Source organism: Anaerococcus sp. Marseille-P3915, from assembly GCF_900258475.1.
Taxonomy (GTDB): Bacteria; Bacillota; Clostridia; order Tissierellales; family Peptoniphilaceae; genus Anaerococcus; species Anaerococcus kampingae.
This window is the reverse complement of the sequence record NZ_LT984887.1, coordinates 1,112,827-1,132,840: the sequence shown is the minus strand read 5'-3', so window position 1 is coordinate 1,132,840 and position 20,014 is coordinate 1,112,827. Positions and strand designations below refer to the sequence as shown.

Below are 20,014 nucleotides of genomic sequence, written 5' to 3'. Positions count from 1 at the left end.
TAACTTTAGTGCAAATTTTAAATAATAATAAATAAACTTACAATAAAATATTTTTTTGACAATATTATATGTTATGATGTATTATAGAAATAATATAAGATTAGAATTTAGAAAGTAGGTTTATATGAAGGAGAATTATCAAAAAGAGAATTTTAAATTTATTAGGCTGAACTGGGTTTTTGACCTGAACCCGTAAACACGGAATAATTTAATAATATTTTAAGCGGAATGTAATCTGTACATAACAGGGGACATTCCGTTTAATTTTGTTTTAATCCTATCCTCATTGTACCATTTTATATATTTTTCAATCTCATTTCTTAAATGATCATAACTTTTAAAATCTTCTCCATAATACATTTCCTGTTTCAATATTCCAAAGAAGTTCTCCATTGGAGAATTGTCTAGACAATTCCCTTTTCTTGACATACTTTGCCTTATATCCATCTTTTCTAGTTTTTTAGTCCAAGTACTATGTTGGTAATGAAATCCTTGGTCTGAGTGTATAGTTAAATCTTTAATGTCCTTATTTTCTTCTAATGCTTTTTCTAGCATTGTATTAGTTAATTCTATTGTTGGGTGATTACTTAGTGTATAGCTGATTATTTCACTGTTGTATAGGTCTAATATTGGTGATAAGTATAGTTTCTTTTCTTGTCCTTTAATTCTAAATTCTGTTACATCTGTTAGCCATAATTGATTTGGTTTAGTAGCTTTAAACTGTCTTTTTACAACATTATCTGCTACTTTACCTATTTGTCCCTTGTATGATGAGTATTTTCTTGATCTAGTTTTAAATTTAGAGCATAGCAAGGATTCTTCTCTCATTATTCTTAAGACTTTTTTATGATTAATATTAAAGCCTTTATTTTTTAATACCATAGTTACTCTTCTATAGCCATATCTACCTTTTGATGCTTCTACTATGGTTGTTATTTCTTTTCTAATTTCTTTATCTTTATCTATTGGTTTAGCTAATTTCATCTTCCATTCATAGTATGATGATTTTGGCAATTCAGCTATTTCTAACCATTCACTTATCTTGCTTTTAGGATATTCTTTTTGTAACTTGAGGATTATTTTTGTTTTTTCCTTGCTTCTGCTTCCTCTTCCAGGAGCAAGGCTTGTAGCTTTTTTTCGTATATTATCTTCATTTTGAGAAGTCTATTTTCTTCTCTTAATCTTATTAATTCTTCTCTTTCAGTTTCATTTATTGGAGTATTAAGTTTAGACTTTTTATTTAATTTGGTCATATTTTTTCTAGGCCTTCCTCTGTTATCCTCTAGTCCAGATAAACCACGCTGTCTATATGCTCTCTCCCGATTACATATTATTGATTTATTGCTTATATTAAAGTGCTCTGCGGTTTGTCTGAATGAGATATTATTGATTTGCCTATATTGTATTACAGATAGCTTAAATTCACTAGTGAATTTATCTTTATTTTGCTTTTTTGATAAGTTATCAAATCCACCTGATTGATATTTGATTATCCAGTTTTGTAATGTACCTTCGGGTATATCATATTTTTTAGCAACCATCGGACTGCCTCCAGATTCCCCTGATAAATATTCCGTTACTAGTTTGATTTTAAATTCTTTTGTATATTTTGGCATACAAAAACCCCTCCATCCGTATTCCGGATTTTGGGGTTCAGGTCATTTCCTTGGTTTTATAATTCTTTCTCTAGCTAGCAATCTTGAGCAATATTTCATGACTAGGTTGATTGAGAGATTTTCTAGGATTGTTTCCTATAAGGATGGAACCTTGATTAAATCTACTCTGATATTTTTTATTCTTTGGGCCCTTGTTTTCTTTACCTTGAGACTATCAAGGTCTAGGATGAAGGCTAGGATTTCTTATTTGTGGAATGTGAGGGTAAAGAGGGACTTGATGGAAAATATCCTAAGAAGAGATCCCCTTTATTTTGAAAGCAAGGATAAGGCATCTTACATATCTTTATTTAACAACGACTTGAAATTTATAGAGGATAATTATCTCTTTTCTGTTGATTGGATTATTTCAAATATAGTCCTTCTATTTTTGTGCCTGGCCTATGGTTTTACTATTAATATTGAAATAACCCTGATTATCTTTGCCTTTGGTATCTTAATCATGCTTATATCTAAGTATATTTCCTCTATATCATCAAATGAGAATGAGAAGTATATGAAGTCCCTTAATTCCTATAATGAGATATTAAATGATTCATTTTATGGCTATGGAACTCTTTTTAGATTCAACAAGACGGGCCATTTTCTTAGGAAATTTGACCAAAGGACTAAAGAAAATGAGAAAATCCACGAGAAATCCTTATTTTTAAATTCTTCTAGGATATCATTAATAAATATCTCTTCCATGATATTGCAGACATTTTTAATGCTCTTATCAGCCCTTTTTGTCTATTGGGGCAAGATAGAAGCCTTTTATTTTCCGGTTCTCTTAAGCCTTATGAATATTATAATCTGGCCTATGCAAGAGATTGCAGATAGCTATGGCAATATAATTTCAACTAAGAAAATTAGGGAAAGGATTTTGGAAGATTATTCTTATAGGGAAGATAAATTTGAAGGTGAGCAAGGTCAGAATAAAGAAATTTTTGAAGAAAAGTCAGACATATTATTTTCAAAAGTTGACTTTTCCTATGGGGCCAAAGAGATTTTATCAGGGGCTTCCTTTAGGATAAATAAGAATGACCACCTAATCATAAGCGGAGCAAGCGGGACTGGTAAGTCTACAATTTTTAAACTTATTACCAAGGAACTCAGCCAAAATTCTGGAGATATTTTCATTATGGATAATAATATAATGAACCTAAGTCGTGAGGAAATATACGAGAAAATCTCTATTGTAGCTCAAAAACCAATGATATTTAGGGATACTATCCTAGCCAATATTGTCCTTTTTGAAAATGAAGATGAGATTGACCGTGACAAGCTTAATCAAGCCATCAAGAAGTCAGGACTTGAGCCTCTTATAAATAATCTTGAAAAAGGCTACATGACAATTATAAAAGATGCAGGGTCAAACCTTTCTGGTGGGGAAATGCAAAGAATTGAAATAGCCAGGGCCCTCTATAAGGATAGCCCAATCATCTTGATAGATGAAGCAACATCTGCCCTTGACCTAAAAATGGCAAGTGAGATTGAAGAAATTTTTGCAAGGCTAGATAAGACCCTAATATCAATTTCCCATAGGAGGGATATTGACTATAGCAAGTATTACGATAAGATTATTGAAATTAAGGATAAAAAAACTATAGAAAAGTCTGTAAATAAAATATAAGAAATTACCACAGTTAAGTAAGAATTTTACTTTAAAACTGTGGTATTTTTTTATTTATACATTTTTGATATAATATTTATAGACTTATAAATAGATAAAATGCAATTTTACAATACTTATGTATAATAGAAGGTAGTAGTTAGGAGATAGATATGGCACTTAATATAAATTGGTTTCCTGGTCATATGAAAAAGACCAAGGAAGAAATAGAGAAAAATCTGAAGCTTGTCGATATAGTTCTTGAAATAATTGATGCGAGGATTCCTGAATCTTCTAGAAATCCTATGTTTGATGATATACTTGGGACCAAGCCTAGACTTATGATTATGAATAAGGCTGATTTGGCAGACCCTGTTGAAAATCAAAAGTGGATTAGGCATTTTCATGATGAGGGGATTGAGGCTATCTTGCTTAATTCTAAGGAGAAAATCAATACTAAGAGAATTTATGACCATGCAAGAGTGGTCTTGAAGGATAAGTTTGACAAACATAAGGAAAAAAACATTGACAATCCCCTAATTAGGATGATGATTGTTGGGATTCCAAACTCTGGCAAGTCTACCTTTATTAATAATGTATCAAAGAAAAAGGGGGCAAGGGTTGGCAACCGTCCAGGTGTTACTCAAACTAAGCAATGGATAAGGACTGATGCTAATATCCAGCTTTTAGATACTCCTGGGGTTTTGTGGCCAAAATTTGACGATAGGACAGGTCTTCACTTATCTTTTACTAATGCTATTAAGGATGAAATCCTAAATATAGAAGACTTGACCCTATATTTCCTAGATGAGATGAAGAACTTATATCCAGAAAATCTTGTAGAAAGGTATGGGATAGATCCAAATGCCAAGGCCATTGAAATATATGAAGCAATAGCTAAAAAGCGTGGGGCCCTCATAGCTGGTGGAGATTTCGACTATACAAGGACTGCGACAATTATCCTAAATGACTTTAGAACTGGCAAGCTTGGAAGAATTACCCTTGAGAAGATATGAAATATTCAGAATACAATGATGACATAAAAAAAGAAATATATGAAAAATATGACTACCTAGCAGGTATAGATGAGGTGGGCAGGGGGCCTTTGGCAGGGCCAGTTGTGACCTGTGCTGTGATTATGAAAAAGGATTCTCACATAGAGGGGGTCACCGATTCTAAAAAGCTAAGCCGCAAGAAAATGCTAGATTTAAAGGAGAAAATCCTCAAAGACTGTCTAGCATATTCCTATGGCTATGCCAATAATCATAAGATTGACCAGCTTAATATAAAGGAAGCAACCCATAGGGCCATGGAAGATGCTCTAAATGGCCTTGAAATTGTCCCAGATATAGTCTTAATCGATGCTGAAAGGATTAATACCCCTATTCCCCAATTAAACATTGTAAAGGGAGATCTTAACGAATATGCCATCTCCTGTGCCTCAATTTTAGCCAAGATAAGAAGGGATGATATCATGATTAATTTTGCAAAAATTTATCCGGGCTACCATTTTGAGACAAATTTTGGCTACGGGACAAAGGCCCACTATGAAGGCCTTGAAAGGCTTGGAGAAACACCCATCCATAGGCAGACCTTCCTTAGGAAATTTCACGAAAGGCAGCTATCTTTCATATGACACTTAAGAGAAATATTGGAGATTTTGGAGAAAATCTCACTGAAAAATATTTGCTAGAAAATGGCTATAGGATACTTGCTAGGAATTTTTCCAAGACCTTTGGGGAAATTGATATAATTGCCTTCAAGGACCAAACCCTTGCCTTTGTTGAGGTTAAGACTAGAAAGAGTGATAACTTCGCCTATGCAGCAGAGGCTGTGGATTTTTATAAGCAACAGAGAATTATCAAGGCAAGCCAGGCCTTTTTAGCGGAAAATAAGATGTTTGACTTCATCAGCCGCTATGATGTGTGCGAAGTTTACCTTGATACAAGAAAGATAAATTACATAGAAAATGCGTTTTGATAAGAGAGAAATTTTATTATATTTAAACTTTATATACATAAATAATATGACCATCCTTGACTTGTATGAAGAAAATCTACTTGAGGATTTTTTCGAAAAGGATAGGCCATATTTTTCCAATTTATTCGATAAGCTTTATGAAAAGATATTTGACTACAAAAACCTCGAGGCCTTTGAAAAATATTATGAAAAAATCCAGAGGCTTGGAATAAATTATGTTACAATCCTTGATGATGACTATCCAGAAAACCTCAGATATATAGACGATAGACCAGCCATCCTTTATTATAAGGGAAGGCTTGATCAGGAAAATGATAGTAAGTCTATTGCCTTTGTTGGTGCTAGAAAGTGTACGGACTATGGTAAGTGGGCCTGCAAAAACCTAGCCAGTCAGGTGTCAGCAGCAGGATTAACCACAGTATCAGGCCTTGCTTATGGGATAGATGCCATGTGCCATAAGGCAACACTTGATGTGGGAGGCAGGACAATCGGGGTGATTGGCTGTGGGATTGATGAGATTTACCCCAAGGCCAATAAGTTTTTGTACGAAAAAATTGCTGAAGAAGGCTTAATTCTTTCAGAATTTCCCCTAGGAACTCAGCCTTTAGCCTACAATTTTCCGAGGAGAAATAGGATAATATCAGGGATTTCTCTGGCAACTGTTGTTATAGAAGCTAAGGAGAAGTCAGGAACAATGATTACAACTAGGTGTGCCCTAGAACAAGGCAAGGAAGTTTTTGCCGTTCCTGGCAATATCAATTCCATTTATTCAAAGGGCACAAATATGCTAATACAGGAAGGATCAAAACTTATAACAAATGCCGATGATATCCTTGAAGAGCTTGATTATCTTTTAGATAGGAAGGCCACAAAAAGACAAATAGATTATTCTGCCCTTGATAAGGATGAAGAGGCTGTAGTAAGATATATTGAGAATAACCCAAACTCAAATCCAGATGACCTATCATTAAATTTGGATTTAGAAATAGATGTAATAAACTTTTTGCTTACGAGTTTGGAGCTTAAAGATATAATCGAAAATATTGGAAATAACGAATTTACCATAAAGGAGTGAGAATTTGGCAAAAAATCTAGTAATAGTTGAGTCGCCAACCAAGGCTAGGTCAATTTCAAAAATGCTAGGCAGAAATTATAAGGTAAAGGCCACAGTAGGCCACCTAAGAGATTTGCCTAAGTCTAAATTTGGAGTTGATATAGAAAATAACTTTGAACCTGAATACATAAAAGTAAGGGGCAGGGCGAAAACTATTAATGAATTAAAAAAAGAAGCTGATAATGCTGATAATATTTATCTTGCGACAGACCCTGATAGGGAAGGTGAGGCCATAAGCTGGCACTTGCAATTTCTTTTAGGTCTAGATCCAGAGGCGAAAAATAGGGTGGAATTTCATGAAATAACTAAAAATAACGTCCTAAATGCTATCAAAAACCCAAGGAAAATCGACAAGAACCTTGTAGATGCCCAACAGGCAAGAAGGGTCATGGATAGGATAGTAGGTTATGAAATAAGTCCAATCCTTTGGAAGAGAGTCAAGGCAGGCCTATCAGCAGGTCGTGTTCAATCCATTGCCCTCAAGCTAGTAGTAGATAGGCAAGATGAGATCGATAAATTTATCCCAGAAGAATATTGGACCATCAAGGCCAAACATAAATATGAAAATATAGACTTTGAATCTGAGTTTTATGGATCAAAGAGTAAAAAAATGAAAGTTTCAAACGAATCCGGAGCTGATAAGGTCTTAAATAAGATTGACAAGGATAAATTTGAAGTAGTCAATGTTACAAAAACAAAGAAAAGACGTAAGGCTCAGGCCCCATACACAACTTCAACTCTCCAACAAGATGCATCTAATAAGCTTGGTTTTTCAACCAAATTTACCATGCAATTAGCCCAACAGCTCTACGAGGGTATAGACATTGGCCATGAGGGAACTGTAGGTCTAATATCCTACATGAGAACAGATGCCACAAGGATTTCAAGCGAGATAGTAGGCGAATCCCTCAAATATATCAAGGAAAAGTATGGAGAAAAGTATGCCTCTAAGGGTAAGACCTATGGAGCAAAGAAAAAGGGCAGCCAAGATGCCCACGAAGCTATAAGACCAACATCCATCTACAGGGACCCAATAAGCCTAAAGGCCTATTTATCAGACCAACAATATAAGCTCTATAAGCTAATCTGGTCTAGGGTAGTAGCAAGCCAGATGGCAGATTACGAATATCTTTCAACACAAATTAGCTTTGATAATAATGGTTTAATCTTTAGGTCAAATGGTAAAATTACAATCTTTGATGGTTTTAATAAGTTATCAGGAAATCTTGATAATGAAAATATTTTGCCAGACTTAAATGAAAGGGATGTCATAAGTGCTACAAAGATTGAAAAAGACCAGCACTTTACAAATCCACCTGCAAGATATACAGAAGCATCGTTAGTAAAGACCCTAGAAGAATTTGGAATCGGTAGGCCATCAACCTATTCAGCAACAATCAACCAAATTATGTCAAGAAATTACGTCGAGCTAGATGGTAGGTCAATATATCCTACAAAGTTAGGAAAAACTGTAAATGACTTCCTCCAAGAAAATTTTGACGATGTAATAAATGTAGAATTTACAGCTGAAATGGAAAGTCAATTGGATAAGATAGCAGAAAATGAAGTTTTCTGGAAGGATGTCCTAGGAGCTTTTTATAAGGATTTCAGCAAGGATATGGAAAATGTCAAGAAAGACACTACAGATTATAAGGTAAAAGATAAGGTCCTTGATGAAAAATGTCCAAAATGCGGCAAGCCTTTGGCCATAAAGCACGGACGCAATGGTAAATTTATTGGATGCACTGGTTTTCCAGATTGTGACTTTACCAAGTCAATAATAAAAACAACTGGAGTCAAATGTCCAAAATGTAAGGATGGAGAGATAATAGAGAAGGTATCAAAGAGGGGTAAGAGATTTTATGGTTGCAATAATTTCCCAGATTGTGACTACGCCCTATGGGATCCACCAACAGGTGAAAAATGCCCAGAATGCGGCAATCTCCTAATCCATAAGAAAAATAGAAAGACAGACGAGATAAAATGCTCAGCCTGTGACTATGTAAAAGAGAAGAAAAGATAGAAAAAGTCCCGACTTAGAAAACTAAGATCGGGACTTTTAAATTATTCTAATTCGTTTGAATAGTTTTCAAGCTTAGATGTACAGTGTGGACATCTACTAGCCTTGATATCAATTTCACTTTGGCAGTAAGGACAATCTTTTGTAGTCACTTCTTTCTCTTCTTTTTTGTGTAGAGAATTTATGGCTTTAACTATCAAGAACATTACAAAGGCAATGATTAAAAATGAAATAATAGCATTTATAAAGTTGCCGATTTTAAGGCTAGCCCCACCAATATTTATTACAAGGTCTTCATAATTAACACCAGCAGTAAGGCCGGCTATAATTGGCATTAGTAGATCATCAACCATGCTTTTTACAATAGCAGTAAAGGCAGAACCCATGATGATACCTATAGCCATATCAATCACATTTCCACGTGATATAAACTCTTTAAATTCTTTAAACATAAAATCTCCTTTCATGACAATTTATTATACTATTAAACTTGACTTTATCACTCAATTTATATATGATTTTATTAGAGGTTTATATGAAATATTTAAAAGTAGATGATGACTTTTATGAAAAATTATCTTTTTATGCAGTCTTCATTCCTATAATAGAAGTAAATGGCAAAGACCATATACTATTTGAAAAAAGAAGCAAACTAGTTAGACAGCCTGGTGAGGTATCATTTCCGGGTGGTGGTCTTGAAGAAGGTGAAAATTTTAAGGATGCAGCCATAAGAGAGACTATGGAAGAACTCCTCTTAGATGAGGATGATATTGAGTATTTAGGATATTCATCGACAATTCTAACATCTTCCAATAGTTATATCAAGAGTTTTTATGGAAGAATTAATAAAAATTTCGATGAAATAAAGTATAATAAAGAAGTAGAAACGATATTTACAGTTGATATTGATTTTCTAAAATCCAACCCGCCTGTAACCTATGTTTGTCCATATAGATTAAATTTTCCACAAGGCTTTCCCTTTGAGAAAATACCAAATGGTATAGACTATAAATTTGTGGCAGGTGTAAGTGAGCTTTCCTTTTATGACACAGAGCCTGTCATATGGGGACTCACTGCAAGGTTATTAAAACGCTTTATAGAAAGTTGGTGTGAAAATGAGAAATGATATTTCACAAAGAATAAAAGATTATGCCAATAAAAATGAGTCGATAGAATCTATTTTTTATATCAAAAGATATAACAATGATGAATTTTATCACATTTATACTATAGTTAACAATGTAATAATAGGCAAACTTGAAGAGGAATTTGAAAGTCTATTTGAAGATGTGATCTTTAGCAAAAGAAGCAAAGATATAGCAGAAATCGACAAAAATAAGTTTACCTATACAACTATAGACTTATACAAAGAAGATGATATCAAGATATCAGAATCAATTATAGCAAGTGATATAGCAGAATCCTTTATAAAAACTCTTCCAAATGATATAGAATTTTTATATAACAAACCAGGAAGCGAAAGGCTTGCTGCTAATGATGACTATAGTTTAAGCTCGATAAAAGAATATGAATTTGAAAAGACAGTCAAAAACTTTTTTGCCTACGCAATAGAAGTATCCCTTTATCTTAAAGAAAACAATTATCTAGCTGCATCAATAAAGATGAATGAGCTAAGAAATGAGCTAATAAATATGCTAAGGATCCATGTTATTAATAAATTTAATGGCAAACGTGATATAGGAAAAGATGGCAGAGAATTTACCCATACCTTAGTTAAAGAATATAAGGATGACTTGGAAGATACCTTCCACGACATCAATCCATTAAATATCTACAATTCCCTCTTTAAGGCCTGTATATTGTTTAGAAAAATCGGTATGCAAGAGGCAGATGTCTTAGGATTTAGCTATGATAGGGCAATAGATGTAAAAACTCTTAAACTTTTGAGGGATAATTATAAAAAGTTAGAATCTTTTCTAAACTAGGAGGAGTAGTGAAGAGTAAATTTAAAATACTAAGCCTAATTGCGGCAATACTTATAGGTCTAATGCCAACAAGCATGGCTGCTAGCCAAAATAAGATAGTAGGGCTAGATGATAATGTAAAAGCCTATCTAATTGCCAATGAGGAAACAGGCGAAGTCTATTATGAAAAAAATGCTGATGAGTCAATGCCAATGGCATCTCTTAGCAAACTCATGACTTTTTTATTAGTAGAAGAAGCCATAGATGAAGGAAAAATTAGCCTAGATACAAAGGTTGTAGCAGATAGCGAAAGCGAAAAGCTAACTAGTTGGGAATATTCAGCTCTTGGCGTAAAAGATGGTATGACCTATACTGTCAAAGAATTAATAGAAGGTCTTATAGCCGTAAGTGGAAATGACTGTGCCTATCTTCTTGCCAATACCCTAGAAGTATCAGAGGCAGCCTTTGCTAGGAAAATGAATGAAAAGGCCAAAGAGCTAGGTCTTGAAAGCCAAGTATACTACAATGCTAGCGGTATAGAAACAGAAGATGGTCTTCAAAATTCATCATCTGCAAGGGATTTATTTAAGTTAAGTGCTCATATAATCAAAACTTACCCACAAATCCTTGATTATACAGCTATCAGAGAGATAAAAAATCCTGCTAAGGACATAGATAAAAAATCAACCATACCTTTAATGGATGAAATCGAAGGGGTCGATGGTTTAAAGACAGGAACAACAGATGCGGCAGGCTTTTGCTTAGTTACAACTTGTGATATGAGCAAGCTTGATAGCAAAGATACCTTCAGGACTATCGGTGTAGTTATGGGAGCAGATCAAAAAGATACCCGTAACCTTGTAATGAGTGATTTAATCTATTATGTAAGCAAATATTATTCACAAAGGACAGTTCTTGATACAAATGTAGCAGCCGCTACAAAAAAAGATCCAACCGTAAAACAAGGATATATAGAGCTTTTTCCTAAAGAAGATATAAAAATGATAGTAAAAGAAGGCGAAAATCCAAAAGTGGTGTATAATATAAAAGACGGCATCAAGGCACCTATTAAAGAAGGTGAAGACCTAGGTGAAGTCGAGGTATCATACAAAGATGAACATGAAAAAGTTGGCCTTTATTCTAAAAAAGCTTTAGATAGGGCGACACTTTTCTCAAGAATAATCAGAACTATCAAAGATAGCTCAGATTTTCTACTAAAAACATTAATAGCAAGATAAAAGCAAATTTATTTTGCTTTTTATGTACCGGTAGCTCAGCTGGATAGAGCACTGCCCTCCTAAGGCAGGTGTCGGAGGTTCGAATCCTCTTCGGTACACCAAAAGGAAATTTTATATGCAAGATATATTTAATGAAAAAGATAAATTTTTTATGAATGAGGCCCTCTATGAGGCCAAACTTGCAAAAGCAATAGACGAGGTCCCAATAGGGGCCGTTGTTGTTTTTGAGGATAAAATTGTAGGTAGGGGCCACAATTTCACCTACAAGGGCAAATCTGCCTTAAATCACGCAGAAATCTATGCCCTAAGACAAGCGGGAGAAAAAATCGGAGATTTTAGACTTGAAGAATGCACAATCTATACGACTTTAGAACCTTGCATAATGTGTGCGGGAGCTATAATGCATTCAAGGATAAAAAGACTTGTAGTTGGTCAAACAGATCCCAAAAGAGGATGCTTTTCAACCAATTTCATTAACCAAGACAGCCCCCATCTAAATGTGCCAGAAATTTCTTATGGACTTATGGCAGAAGAATCGCTTGAAATCTTGCAAAGTTTTTTTAAAAAATTAAGAGAAAAAAATAAGACCGCAAAGTCTAAATCATAGGCTTTGGGTCTTTTTTAGTCCTTAATATCAGCAATAAACTGCCAGCTTATTTGGTATTTGTCGATAAGGGTTGTAAATAATTTGTTGTTAAATTTCTGGGGCTCAAAGGTAACATTAGAGTCCTTTCTAAAATTCATATAGGCCCTGAAAAGATTATCAGAACTTGTTTCTATTACGATTCTTACGTTATTACCCTTCTGTAATACGTCATCATTGGTTACATCATAAAAATATATCCTATTATCATAAATATCTAGATATGAGCTATAAATCCTATCTTTTAAATCAGCTGGTAAATTATATTTTTGAAAATCACTATATCTGATTATATTTGCAGGAAAATCTAAGTCAAAAACTTCACAATAATATTTTAGGGCATCTACGCAAAGCCCTTTGTCAAATGCTATTCCTACCGCCATACTTATTCCTTTCTATTGTTATTAACAATTTATCGCAAGAGGATCATTTTTTCAAGTCAGTAAATAGCTTTTCATAATATAATTACTTCTTTATTTGCAAATAGAGTATAATAAATGCAAGAGATTTTTTAAAGAAACGATAAGGAGCATATTAATGAAAATTAGTCTTATAGATCCATTAGAAGTTAAAGAATCATACATCTTAGAGCAAAAAGAAAAAATAGAGGCCCTTGGTCATGAATTTGAATATTTTAATGAGAGTGCTAAGGATGAGGATGAAAAAATAGATAGACTCAAAGATACTGATATAGCCATAATTACAAACAAGCCAGTAAGTGGAAAGGTAATTGAGGCGACTAATCTTAAGCTTATAGATGTAGCCTTTACTGGTGTAGACCATGTAGACCTTGATGCTTGCAAGGAAAGAGGCATAAAGGTCCTAAATGCTTCAGGTTATTCTGATGATTCTGTAGCAGAGCTAGTTATAGGACTTACAATTGGTGTCTTAAGAAAATTCAACGAAAACAAGGCAAATATCTTTGAGGACACAAACAATTACCTTTTAGGCTCCCTAATAAAGGGCAAGACCTTTGGTGTAATCGGTACAGGAAATATAGGCAAAAAACTTATCGAAATCTTACAAGTATTTGGTTGCAAGATAATAGCTTATTCAAGGACAGAAAAAGAAGAAATCAAGGCACTTGGCGTAGAATACGTTGACCTAAAGACCCTATTAAAGGAAGCTGATATAGTTTCTCTTCATATACCAAATAATAAAGAAACCAAACATTTCCTTGGTAAAGAAGAGCTTGACCTAATGAAAGATAAGGCTGTACTAATAAATTGTGCAAGGGGGGCTGTTGTAGACAATGACTACCTAGCCAAGTTATTAAATGAAGATAAGCTCCGTGCAGGTATAGATGTTTTTGATATGGAACCACCACTTCCAAAGGATTATCCACTTAGAAATGCCAAAAATGTTCTTTTGACAAATCATGTTGCCTTCTATACCCAAGAAGCCATGCAAATAAGGGCGGATATTGTCTTTGACAACTTATATTCATACCTAGAAGGGACAATCAAAAACGAGATTAAACTATGATTAAACCTAAAATCTTAGCTGTTGCAGGAGGCTCTGCTAGTGGTAAATCTTCGATAGTAAAGCTTTTAGCCAAAGAATTTGAAAGCGATCTTGTAGTAATTGGTCATGATAATTATTACAAGGCCCATGATGACTTGGCTTTTGAAGATAGGGTTGGCCTAAATTACGACCACCCTAAAGCCTTTGACAATGATTTATTTTATGATGATTTAAATAAATTATTAGAAGGAAATGACATCGAAATGCCTATTTATGACTACACTATCCACACTAGAAGCAAGGAAACAAAAAAGATTAGCCCTAAAAAGATTATATTAATTGAAGGTATTCTGGTTCTCTATGATAAAAAAATTAGGGAAATCACAGATACCAAGGTCTTTGTGGATGCTGATAGTGATGTTAGGCTAAAAAGAAGAATATTAAGAGATACCAAGGAGAGGGGCAGATCTATAGAATCTTGCCTAACCCAATATATAGAGCAAGTAAAACCGATGCATGAAAAATATGTTGAGCCGAGCAAAAAATATGCAGACATAATTATTCCAAGAGGAGCAAAAAACACCAAGGGAATCGAGATATTATCCAAGCATATAGAAAATTTAATAGGAAGTACTCATGAAAGTTAATATATTATCGACAGACTATGACAAAATAAAAGATTATATTGATGGTAACTCAAGTATTGGCCACAAGATTTGGGGACCAATCAAAAAAGGTGATGGTTACGAATTTAGGGTCTATGCACCAAATGCCGATAAGGTATATATCAAGGGGGACTTCACAGCTTGGGATATAAGAGAGCTTAGCAAAAATGCCCAATACGGATATTTCTTTGGATATTTTGATGCAAAAGTAAATGACTATTACAAATATGTTGTAGTAAAAGATGGCAATTGGGTGGAAAAGACAGATCCCTTTGCCCATGCTATGGATGGTGAGGGAGATTTTGCCTCAAAAATCGTAGAAGATGACTATGTTTTTAATGATGCAGAATACCTAAAAACTAGGGATAAGAGATACGATAAGCCACTAAATATCTACGAGCTACACGTATCTTCATTTTTAAGATTTACAAACCAAGTAAATTTCTTAGACATAGTTGATAGGCTTATTGCCTATATCAAAGAGATGAATTATACCCATGTAGAGATAATGCCAGTTACGGAATATCCATTTTATCCATCTTGGGGCTATCAATCAACAGGATTTTTTGCAATTAGTCACAGGTATGGAAGCGTAAGAGACTTTAAAAAATTCGTAGACCTTTTACATCAAAATAATATTGGGGTAATATTAGATGTTGTAGCTGTTCATTATGCATCAGATTATTATGGTCTAGATCATTTTGATGGTACAGCCATGTATGAATCAGAATATATGGATTTAAAATATTCTGAATGGGGATCAAATAACTTTGACTACTCAAAGGGACATGTCAGAAGTTTTATGAAATCATCCATGACCTATCTTATAGAAGAATTTCACCTAGATGGGATAAGGATAGATGCTGTATCTTATATGGTATTTTATAATGGCAATTCTGACAGAGGAGTCCACGAGGATAATATATTCTTTATTAAGAATCTAAACGAAACCCTAGAAAAAACACATCTAGATGTAATGAGAATTGCAGAAGATTCCTCAAATTATCCAAAGGTAACCCATCCTGTAAGCGAAGGCGGTCTTGGATTTGATTATAAGTGGGATATGGGCTGGATGAATGACACCCTTAGATATTTTAAGGTCGACTCATATAATCGTAGGGACTATCAAGGAAATATCACATTTTCTATGTATTATTTCCCAAACGAGAGATTTCTCTTGCCACTTAGCCATGATGAGGTAGTTCACCTAAAAAAATCTATGGTTGATAAGATGGCAGGCTCTTATGAAGATAAGTTTAAGCAATTAAAAGTCCTCATGGCCTATCAAATGACCCATCCTGGCAAATTTTTAAACTTCATGGGCAATGAAATTGCAACTTTTGAAGAGTGGAATGAAAATGTAGGGATTAGATGGGAATATTTAGACTATCCAATCCACAGAGATTATCACAATTTTATAAAAGATTTAAACAAACTTTACCTAGATGAGAAGGCCTTTTATAAATATGATTATGAAGAAGAAGGCTTTATGTGGAAGGTAGTAGATGATAATACAAACTCTGTATTTGCCTATGAGAGAAGGGCAGATGAGGATAGGTTCTTAGTTGTCCTAAATATGACAGGTGTCTATCAAGGAGGATATGAAATACCTTATGATGAAGACTTGGAATTTGAGGAAGTTTTAAATTCTAGATCAAGTAAATATGGCGACTACAGATACGAACAAAGAAAGATAGAAGTTAAGAAAGGAAACAATCTTAAAATAGAGCTTTGGGAATATGAAGTAGCTATTTTTAAGATAAGAGAAGTATGAAAGATAGAAAACCAATCAACCTATCTTGGTTAGTAGAAAAATGGACCTTGATAGATGAAGACTCATATCTAAAAAATATGTGGTTAAACACAGAATCTCTTGATTTTATTAGGATAAATCAAGAAATTCAAACAAGAGAGGATATAGTAAAATCCTATATTGACATAGACGATGATGTAGAGCATTATATATTAATGCCAGGCAAGGATGAAATAGATGGATCAGACATAAGAGATGCCTTTATTTCAAGCCTAGGTAAAAGAGATAGGGATGCCTTTATAGATAATGCAGAATTTATTGCACCAGCAGCTGAGTTTTTGGACACAGTATATGAATTAGGTCTAGAATCTGAATGGAATGAATTTAGGGATAAGGTAGCAGCTGACGTTCTCTTAAATTGGGCTGAAGAAGAAGGCCTATCAATAAATAAAGACATGGAGACAATTAACATAAATAAAATACTATGAGAAAATATATAGGACTATTGGCACTAGCGCTGACACTAACAGCTTGTGCTAACAATAAAGAAAATACAGAAGAAACAAAGCCAAAACTTACAGCTGTAGAAGATGATTCTACAAATGATGAAAATTCTACAAACCAGGAAGAAGTAGGCCAAGAAGAGAATAAGGAAGAAAGTAAAGAAGAAACTAAGGAAACATCTATTGATGGAAAACTTGTAAAAAATCAGATAAATATATATGATTATTTTGACACAATTACAAGCTTCATAGCCTATACAGAAAATGATGAAGAATTTGATAGATTAGTAGGAATTCTAGAAGAAGAATTAAGTATATATCACAAGCTTTATAACTCTTACGATGAGTTTGAAGGAGTAAACAACTTCTATACAATAAATCAAAATGCTGGTATAAAGCCAGTTAAGGTCGATAAAGCAATTATAGACTTAACAAAATATTCTAAAGAAATGTATAAGCTTACAGATGGCAAGATAGATATAGCCATGGGATCACTTTTAGGTTTATGGCATGATTTTAGAGAAATGTCAATCAATAATCCTGACAAGGCAGCAATCCCAGCAGAAGATGACCTGGTAAAGGCAAGCAAGCATAAGGATATAGATGCTATAGAAATTGATGAGGAAAACTCTACAGTATATATAAATGATAAGGATGTTAAAATAGATATCGGAGCCATTGGTAAGGGTTATGCCACAAAAATCATTGGTGAAAAACTAAAGGAATCCGGCCTAAAACATGGTATCTTATCAGTAGGTGGGGATGATATGCTAATTGGAGATAATCCAGGAGCTGAAAATTCTTATTATAAGATAGCTATCCAAAACCCGGACCTAGAAGATAAGGATAATCCTTACTCTGCAGTAGTTAGCCTTAAAAATACATCTGTAGTAACAAGTGGTGATTATCAAAGATATTTCGTAGTAGATGGTAAAAGATACCACCATATCATAGATCCAGCTACCTTGTATCCATCTACAAATTGGACCTCAGTATCAGTAATTTTAGATGATATAGCTCTTGCAGATACCATATCCACATATCTTTTCATACTTGATTATGAAAATGGTTTAAAATTTGCAAAAGAGAATAATTGTGAGGTAATGTGGATTGACCATGAAGGAAATCAATTTAAGACAGAAGGATGGCCTGAAAGCTAAGCTAGACCTAGACAATTTTAGATTTTGAAGTTTAATATTGAGAGATTTCAAAATTTGAGGATAAAAGTGAAAAAAATTAATGAAGATTTAATATATCAAAAACTGAATAATAAAAAAATCAGCCTATTTTTCAAAAGGCTCTTTGATATTTTGATTTCACTACTAGTGATAATTCTAATCTTGATACCGGTGGGAATAATTGCCCTAGCTATCAAGTTAGACTCTAAAGGCCCTGTATTTTATAGGCAGGAAAGACTTGGCAAGGACAAAAAGCCATTTTACATTATCAAATTTAGGACCATGATGGTTGGTGCAGACAAAAATCTTGACAACCTCACAGTCAAAAATGACCCGCGTATCACAAGGGTGGGTGGCTTTTTAAGAAAATGGAAGATAGATGAATTGCCACAGTTTTTTAATGTACTAGCAGGAGATATGTCCTTAGTTGGACCAAGACCTGAGACACCAAAGATGGTAGGTCTCTACGATAATTATTATGATGTAATCTTTGCCGTAAGACCTGGAATTACAGACTACGCCTCTATAGAATTTAGAAACGAAAGTGACTATTATAATTCAATAGAAGCTAGTGAGAAAATTTATTTAGAAAAGATTTTGCCTATAAAAATTGACCTAAAATTAAAATATATAGAAAATCTTTCAATCAAAAATGATATCTTAATCTTGCTAAACACTGCAAAAACAATAATAACAGAATAGGGCGTAAAATTTTTACGTCTTATTTTTTTTTGAGAAAAACTTGGTATAATCATTAAGTAATAAATGGAGGTAAGGATGAAATTAGCTTTTGATAACGATAAATATATAAAAGAACAATCAGAAAAAATTCTTGAAAGAATCAGCCACTTTGACAAGCTCTACCTAGAATTTGGAGGCAAGCTCTTTGATGATGCTCATGCTTCTAGGGTATTGCCAGGATTTTTGCCTGATAGTAAACTACGAATGCTTCTAAATATTAAAGATAAGACAGAAATAATCATAACAATAAATGCCAAAGACATAGAAAGCTCAAAGATTAGGGGAGATAACGGTATCTCTTATGATACAGAGGCAATAAGGCTTAAAAGTGCCCTCGAAGATTTTGGATTTTTGGTATCTGCCATTGTGATTACCCAATATGAAGAACAAGAAAAGGCCAAGAAATACATTAAATACCTTGATAACTTAGGTATTAAAAATTATAAAACTTATGATATAAAAGGCTATCCAAATGATTTGGCCACAATTATATCAGAAGATGGTTTTGGTAAAAATGACCATGTCGAAACCAAAAGACCCCTAGTAGTAGTTACTGGTCCTGGTCCTGGTTCAGGAAAGATGGCAACCTGCTTATCACAAATGTATCTTGACCATGAAAAGGGAGTAAATGCTGCCTATGCCAAATTTGAGACCTTCCCAATCTGGAATTTACCTTTAAAACATCCAGTTAATATGGCCTACGAAGCAGCAACAGCAGACCTTGATGATATAAATATGATAGATCCTTACCATCTTGAGGCCTATGGCATATCAGCCGTATCCTACAATAGGGATGTAGAGGCTTTCCCAATCTTAAAAAAGATGTTTGAAAAGATAATGGGATCATCACCATACAAATCTCCAACAGATATGGGAGTAAATAGGGTAGGCTTTTGCATAGTAGATGAAAATGAGGCAAGTGAGGCTTCTAAGGCAGAAATTATCAGAAGATACTACAATACCCTGGTTGATTACAGACTAGCCAAGGTCCCTGTCCATACTTTAGAAAAGATTCAAATGTTAATGAGCCAGATGGAGATAGGTCCAGATGATAGGGAAGTAGCCCTAGCCGCAAGAGACAGAGCTAAAAGAGCAGGAAGTGATGCTTTTGCTATTGAACTAGAAGATGGCAATATAATCACAGGCAAGAAATCAAACCTTCTTTCAGCTCCAGCAGCATGCATCTTAAATGCCCTTAAGAAGCTTGGAGGCCTTGATGATGAAATTTTACTTATCTCTCCTCATATAATAGAGCCAGTATCAAGTCTAAAGACAAAAGAGCTAGGTAGTGATGAGACAAGTCTTTCTGTAAATGAAATGCTAATAGCTCTTTCAATCTCAGCGACAACTAATCCTTTAACTCACATGGCAATTAAGCAAATTGGTAAACTTAAGGGACTAGATGCCCATTCAACAGTCATTCTAAATGATTCACAAAAATCTATGCTTAGAAAACTAGGCCTAAATTTCACCCAAGATCCTGATTTTTCAGAAGAAGATTACAGATAAAAATAGCTCCTAAGCTA

Annotated in this window: 21 protein-coding genes and 1 tRNA gene; 18 read left to right on the top strand and 4 right to left on the bottom strand. The window is 34.0% G+C overall.

From position 1 onward, the window contains the following. Nucleotides 1–219 precede the first annotated feature (219 nt). Both C8269_RS05550 and C8269_RS05545 read right to left on the bottom strand, forming a co-directional pair. A complete protein-coding gene (locus C8269_RS05550; RefSeq protein ID WP_106460745.1) occupies nt 220–1,143 on the bottom strand; it encodes an IS3 family transposase in 924 nt (307 codons plus the stop codon). Further along, nucleotides 1,077–1,616, bottom strand: a complete 540-nt coding sequence (locus C8269_RS05545; RefSeq protein WP_106460744.1) for a helix-turn-helix domain-containing protein — start codon at nt 1,614–1,616, stop codon at nt 1,077–1,079. The genes C8269_RS05550 and C8269_RS05545 overlap by 67 nt, the downstream gene beginning before the upstream one ends. On the opposite strand from C8269_RS05545, the gene C8269_RS05540 reads away from it, so the two are divergent. The 6 genes from C8269_RS05540 (at nt 1,585) to topA (ending at nt 8,381) form a co-directional block, all read left to right on the top strand. Next, entirely contained in the window at nt 1,585–3,285 is a 1,701-nt protein-coding gene (locus C8269_RS05540; protein ID WP_158698384.1) for an ATP-binding cassette domain-containing protein, read from the top strand. The genes C8269_RS05545 and C8269_RS05540 overlap by 32 nt on opposite strands. Before the next feature lie 152 nt (nt 3,286–3,437). After that, on the top strand, nt 3,438–4,280 hold the full coding sequence (gene ylqF / locus C8269_RS05535; protein ID WP_106460742.1) for a ribosome biogenesis GTPase YlqF: 843 nt from the start codon (nt 3,438–3,440) through the stop codon (nt 4,278–4,280). After that, the gene (locus C8269_RS05530) at nt 4,277–4,900 is read left to right on the top strand and encodes a ribonuclease HII (protein ID WP_106460741.1); all 624 of its coding nucleotides are present in this window, start codon (nt 4,277–4,279) and stop codon (nt 4,898–4,900) included. Before ylqF ends, C8269_RS05530 begins: the two co-directional genes overlap by 4 nt. Next, entirely contained in the window at nt 4,897–5,244 is a 348-nt protein-coding gene (locus C8269_RS05525; RefSeq protein ID WP_106460740.1) for a YraN family protein, read from the top strand. The genes C8269_RS05530 and C8269_RS05525 overlap by 4 nt, the downstream gene beginning before the upstream one ends. Further along, nucleotides 5,234–6,319: a DNA-processing protein DprA gene (gene dprA / locus C8269_RS05520; protein ID WP_106460739.1), complete on the top strand. Its 1,086-nt coding sequence runs from the start codon at nt 5,234–5,236 to the stop codon at nt 6,317–6,319. The genes C8269_RS05525 and dprA overlap by 11 nt, the downstream gene beginning before the upstream one ends. A 4-nt stretch (nt 6,320–6,323) precedes the next feature. Further along, nucleotides 6,324–8,381: a type I DNA topoisomerase gene (gene topA, locus C8269_RS05515; protein WP_106460738.1), complete on the top strand. Its 2,058-nt coding sequence runs from the start codon at nt 6,324–6,326 to the stop codon at nt 8,379–8,381. Nucleotides 8,382–8,422: 41 nt separating this feature from the next. On the opposite strand, the gene mscL is transcribed toward topA, so the two are convergent. Beyond that, the gene (mscL, locus tag C8269_RS05510) at nt 8,423–8,830 is read right to left on the bottom strand and encodes a large conductance mechanosensitive channel protein MscL (RefSeq protein WP_106460737.1); all 408 of its coding nucleotides are present in this window, start codon (nt 8,828–8,830) and stop codon (nt 8,423–8,425) included. Between the two features lie 83 nt (nt 8,831–8,913). On the opposite strand from mscL, the gene C8269_RS05505 reads away from it, so the two are divergent. The 5 genes from C8269_RS05505 to C8269_RS05485 all read left to right on the top strand — a co-directional run bounded on the left by C8269_RS05505 (nt 8,914) and on the right by C8269_RS05485 (nt 12,148). Beyond that, entirely contained in the window at nt 8,914–9,504 is a 591-nt protein-coding gene (locus C8269_RS05505) for an NUDIX hydrolase (RefSeq protein ID WP_106460736.1), read from the top strand. Then, nucleotides 9,494–10,324, top strand: coding sequence for an aminoglycoside 6-adenylyltransferase (locus tag C8269_RS05500; protein ID WP_106460735.1), 831 nt, complete (start codon nt 9,494–9,496; stop codon nt 10,322–10,324). Before C8269_RS05505 ends, C8269_RS05500 begins: the two co-directional genes overlap by 11 nt. 8 nt (nt 10,325–10,332) lie before the next feature. Then, nucleotides 10,333–11,541, top strand: a complete 1,209-nt coding sequence (locus tag C8269_RS05495) for a D-alanyl-D-alanine carboxypeptidase family protein (protein ID WP_106460734.1) — start codon at nt 10,333–10,335, stop codon at nt 11,539–11,541. Between the two features lie 24 nt (nt 11,542–11,565). Further along, nucleotides 11,566–11,642 (top strand) — tRNA-Arg (locus tag C8269_RS05490). A gap of 14 nt (nt 11,643–11,656) precedes the next feature. Beyond that, nucleotides 11,657–12,148, top strand: coding sequence for a nucleoside deaminase (locus C8269_RS05485; RefSeq protein ID WP_106460733.1), 492 nt, complete (start codon nt 11,657–11,659; stop codon nt 12,146–12,148). Between the two features lie 14 nt (nt 12,149–12,162). Here the strand turns inward: C8269_RS05485 and C8269_RS05480 are convergent, their stop codons facing one another. Next, nucleotides 12,163–12,567 (bottom strand): hypothetical protein, encoded by a 405-nt coding sequence (locus C8269_RS05480; protein ID WP_106460732.1) that lies wholly within the window; start codon nt 12,565–12,567, stop codon nt 12,163–12,165. Nucleotides 12,568–12,721: 154 nt separating this feature from the next. Here C8269_RS05480 and C8269_RS05475 point away from each other — a divergent pair, with 154 nt between their 5' ends. From C8269_RS05475 to C8269_RS05445, 7 genes are all read left to right on the top strand, one after another. Further along, entirely contained in the window at nt 12,722–13,669 is a 948-nt protein-coding gene (locus C8269_RS05475; RefSeq protein ID WP_106460731.1) for an NAD(P)-dependent oxidoreductase, read from the top strand. Beyond that, nucleotides 13,666–14,295: a uridine kinase gene (gene udk / locus C8269_RS05470; RefSeq protein ID WP_199792161.1), complete on the top strand. Its 630-nt coding sequence runs from the start codon at nt 13,666–13,668 to the stop codon at nt 14,293–14,295. The genes C8269_RS05475 and udk overlap by 4 nt, the downstream gene beginning before the upstream one ends. Further along, nucleotides 14,285–16,087 carry a 1,4-alpha-glucan branching protein GlgB gene (gene glgB, locus C8269_RS05465; protein ID WP_106460730.1) on the top strand — a complete coding sequence of 601 codons (1,803 nt, stop codon included), beginning with the start codon at nt 14,285–14,287 and terminating at the stop codon, nt 16,085–16,087. Before udk ends, glgB begins: the two co-directional genes overlap by 11 nt. Next, nucleotides 16,084–16,554, top strand: a complete 471-nt coding sequence (locus C8269_RS05460; protein WP_106460729.1) for an acyl carrier protein — start codon at nt 16,084–16,086, stop codon at nt 16,552–16,554. Before glgB ends, C8269_RS05460 begins: the two co-directional genes overlap by 4 nt. Continuing rightward, the gene (locus C8269_RS05455; RefSeq protein WP_106460728.1) at nt 16,551–17,729 is read left to right on the top strand and encodes an FAD:protein FMN transferase; all 1,179 of its coding nucleotides are present in this window, start codon (nt 16,551–16,553) and stop codon (nt 17,727–17,729) included. Before C8269_RS05460 ends, C8269_RS05455 begins: the two co-directional genes overlap by 4 nt. A gap of 66 nt (nt 17,730–17,795) precedes the next feature. Then, a complete protein-coding gene (locus tag C8269_RS05450) occupies nt 17,796–18,449 on the top strand; it encodes a sugar transferase (RefSeq protein WP_106460727.1) in 654 nt (217 codons plus the stop codon). A 75-nt stretch (nt 18,450–18,524) separates the two neighbouring features. Then, entirely contained in the window at nt 18,525–19,997 is a 1,473-nt protein-coding gene (locus C8269_RS05445) for a DUF1846 domain-containing protein (protein ID WP_106460726.1), read from the top strand. Nucleotides 19,998–20,014 lie beyond the last annotated feature (17 nt).